Source organism: Stenotrophomonas sp. 278, assembly GCF_003935715.1.
In the GTDB taxonomy this organism is placed as follows: domain Bacteria; phylum Pseudomonadota; class Gammaproteobacteria; order Xanthomonadales; family Xanthomonadaceae; genus Stenotrophomonas; species Stenotrophomonas maltophilia_AH.
In genome coordinates this window covers 1-2,035 of sequence record NZ_RHPP01000272.1, presented here as the reverse complement: position 1 = coordinate 2,035, position 2,035 = coordinate 1, and the positions used below count along the sequence as shown (strand labels likewise).

Here is a 2,035-nt window from a genome sequence, read left to right as displayed (position 1 = left end):
GCCGACGGCAGCGCCCGGCAGCGCATGCAGCAGTACGTAGCCGCCACCCAGCGCCTGCGCGACGCTGGCTGACCCTGCCTTCACGCTCCACCCGTGGCTGACCGATAATGCCCAGCCTAGACGCGCGCCCCCCCGAAGGACCCTGACTTTCCATGAGCGACATCCTCGACACCATCCTGGCCCGCAAGGCCGAAGAAGTAGCCGCACGTCGTGCGCAGGTGCCGCTGGAGACCCTGCAGGCCCGGCTGGCCGACGCGCCGCCGGTACGCGGTTTTGCGCGCGCGCTGCAGGCAGCCATCGCCAACGGCGACCCGGCGGTGATTGCCGAAGTGAAGAAAGCCAGCCCGTCCAAGGGCGTGATCCGGCCCGACTTCCATCCGGCTGACATCGCGGTGAGCTATGAGTTCGGAGGAGCCAGCTGCCTGTCGGTGCTGACCGACGTGGACTTCTTCCAGGGGGCCGACGCCTACCTGCAGCAGGCCCGCGATGCCTGCACCCTGCCGGTGCTGCGCAAGGACTTCGTGATCGATCCTTACCAGGTGGTCGAGGCACGCGTGCTGGGCGCTGACTGCATCCTGCTGATCGTGGCCGCGCTGGATGATCGTCAGCTGGCCGAGCTGTCCGACCTGGCCATGCAGCTGGGCATGGACGTGCTGGTGGAAGTGCACGATATCGATGAACTGGAGCGCGCGCTGCAGGTGCCGGTGCCGCTGGTCGGCATCAACAACCGCAACCTGCGCACCTTCGAAGTCTCGCTGCAGACCACGCTGGAGATGCGCCAGGCAGTGCCGCGTGACCGTCTGCTGGTCACTGAAAGCGGCATCCTGGGGCCCGACGATGTGGCCCTGATGCGCAATGCCGGCGTGCATGCGTTCCTGGTCGGCGAGGCCTTCATGCGGGTGGAAGAACCCGGCGAGGGCCTGCGTCAGCTATTCTTCAACGCATGACTGCGACCTACCCGACTCCGCACGACGACGCCCCGCTGGTGGTCTTCGACTTCGACCACACCCTCTACGACGGCGATTCCGGCAGCCATCTGTTCGCCTCGCTGATCAAGCGCAATCCGCTGCGGTTGCTGGCCGCTCTGCTGGTCACGCCGATCGCCGGGCCGCTGGTGGCGATGCTGCCGACCCGCCGCAGCGGCATATCGGTGTACGTGTGGATCGCCACCTTCGGGCTGCACCGTGCACGCGAGTTCAACCGGGTCATTGATGCTTATGTCATCAAGCACGAGGCGCAGCTGCGCGCCAAGCTGCTGCCGCAGGCGCTGGCGGTGTTCGCCGAGCACCGCGCCAAGGGTGATCGCGTGGTCGTGGCCACCGGTGCGCCGCCGGAGCTCGCCCGTGCCATCCTCGCCTTCGTTGCCCACCAGGGTGTGCCGGTGATCGGCAGTGAAGTCGGGCCGCGGTTGGGTGCGGTCGGCGCGACCCGGCACTGCCACAACGAAGAAAAGATGCGCATGCTGCGCGAACGGGGTTACGGGGACATCGACATCGCCTACTCCGACAGTACCGCCGACCTGCCGCTGCTGCTGGCGGCGAAGAACCCGGTGGTGGTGAATCCGAAGCATTCGAAGGTCGATTTCTTCCGCAAGGTGCTCAAGCCAGGCACGCGCATCCTCAACTGGGGCTGTGTCGACCGCGGCGGCGACCGGTAACGACCAACGGTCGTTACCTACCGGTCCGGTAGCGCACGACCGTTGGTCGTGCGGCGACGCATCTCGCCGCGTCATCACCCGGCCAACCACCCCTTCACCGCGCTGCCCACCTGGAACAGGCTGATCCCCAGCACCAGCACGCCCACTGCGATGAGCACCCAGCGCTCTTTCACCCGCTTGACCAGCACCGCGGCCAAAGGTGCAGCCATCATGCCGCCGATCAGCAGGCCGGCAACGATGTTCAGGTACTGCAACCCCATCGACAGCAGGAAGGTGATCGACACCGCCAGGGTCACCACGAACTCGGCGGCGTTGACCGTGCCGATCGTGGTGCGGGCCTGCCCGCCCCGGGCGAGCAGCGTCGAGGTGGCCACCGGG

Annotated in this window: 2 protein-coding genes and 1 pseudogene; 2 read left to right on the top strand and 1 reads right to left on the bottom strand. The window is 67.2% G+C overall.

Annotation, left to right across the window (positions count from 1 at the left end):
• Positions 1–152 precede the first annotated feature (152 nt).
• Together trpC and EGJ34_RS21545 are read left to right on the top strand one after the other, a co-directional pair.
• Positions 153–947, top strand: coding sequence for an indole-3-glycerol phosphate synthase TrpC (gene trpC, locus EGJ34_RS21550; protein WP_125362429.1), 795 nt, complete (start codon positions 153–155; stop codon positions 945–947).
• A complete protein-coding gene (locus EGJ34_RS21545; protein ID WP_125362428.1) occupies positions 944–1,657 on the top strand; it encodes a haloacid dehalogenase-like hydrolase in 714 nt (237 codons plus the stop codon). The genes trpC and EGJ34_RS21545 overlap by 4 nt, the downstream gene beginning before the upstream one ends.
• A gap of 74 nt (positions 1,658–1,731) precedes the next feature.
• Here EGJ34_RS21545 and EGJ34_RS21540 read toward each other — a convergent pair.
• Positions 1,732–2,035, bottom strand: a pseudogene (locus tag EGJ34_RS21540) (sulfite exporter TauE/SafE family protein); the annotation flags it as partial.